The organism is Paraburkholderia tropica, from assembly GCF_914484835.1.
Lineage (GTDB): Bacteria > Pseudomonadota > Gammaproteobacteria > Burkholderiales > Burkholderiaceae > Paraburkholderia > Paraburkholderia tropica_A.
On the sequence record NZ_CAJZAR010000106.1, the window covers coordinates 338 to 1705 of the forward strand.

Consider the following 1368-nt stretch of genomic DNA (forward strand, 5'->3'; position numbering starts at 1 on the left):
TCGATGCCGAGACGTCGCCATCCTTCACGTTGTGCAGCGCGACTGCCGACGATGCACCCGAACCGCCGAGCGTCACCGAATCGTGCGCCGACGTGTCGTACAGCACGGCGTCCTGCAGCTTGCCGTTGATGTTCGTGATATCGCCAGCCAGGTTCGACACCGCCGTGTTCGTCGCGTACAGCTGGCCGCCGTTCACCGCGTCGGTGCTCGATGCCGAGACATCGCCATCCTTCACGTTGTGGATCGCAACCGGCGTCGTTGCATCCGTACCGCCCAGCGTGATCGAGTCATGCGCCGACGAGTCGTACAGCACTGCGTCCTGCAGCTTGCCGCTGATGCTCGTGATGTCGCCAGCCAGGTTCGTCACGTCGCCAGCGAGGTTCGACACGTTCGTGTTGGTCGCGTACAGCTGTGCGCCATTCACTGCGTCCGTGCTCGATGCCGAGACGTCGCCATCCTTCACGTTATGCAGAGCAACTGCCGAGCTCGCGCCCGAACCACCCAGCGTCACCGAGTCGTGCGCCGACGAGTCGTACGACACCGCATCGGCCATCTGGCCTTGCAGCGTGGTCATGTTACCGGCGATGTTCGACACGTCACCAGCGATGTTCGTCACCGTACCCGCGAGGTTCGACACGTTCGTGTTCGTCGCGTAGAGCTGCGAGCCGTTCACTGCATCGGTGCTCGATGCCGAGACGTCGCCATCCTTCACGTTGTGCAGCGCGACCGGCGATGCACCCGAACCGCCCAACGTCACCGAATCATGCGCCGACGAGTCGTACATCACCGCGTCGATCGCACCGCCACTGAGGTTCGTCAGTTGCGTGTAGATGTTCGAGATGTCGCCCGTGTTCTTCGTCACCTGCTTGTTGGTCGCGTAGAGCTGCGAGCCGTTCACCGCGTCGGTGCTGCTGGACGTCACTTGACCCGCTGCGACGTTCTGAAGCTGACGTTCGCCGCCCACCGTGCCCACGCTCACCACGCCGGTCGGCGTCGTGCCTGCATAGGTGAACGTCGTGCCGCCGATCACGCCATTGGTCGTCGCCACAGCCGCTGCCGTGGTCGCGCCGTTGCCCAGCGCCACCGAGTTCGCCGTCGACGCATTCGCGCCGTTGCCGATCGCGATCGCGTTCGCTGCGCCAGCCGTTGCTACCGGACCAATCGCCGTCGAGTTCGTACCCGTCGCCACCGAATCGCCCAGCGACGAGTTCGTGTGGAAGTACTTGATGCCGCCGCCGTTCACGATGTTGTTCACCGTGTTCGTGACGCTCGTGACGTTGTTGTTCGTCGCGTACAGCTGCGAACCATTCACCGCATCCGTGCTCGTCGACGACAGCGTGCCTGCCGCCACGTTGCTCAGCTTCACGT

General features: G+C 63.7%; 1 pseudogene. It reads right to left on the reverse strand.

From position 1 onward, the window contains the following. A pseudogene (locus tag LDO54_RS37800) lies at positions 1-1368 on the reverse strand (hypothetical protein); the annotation flags it as partial.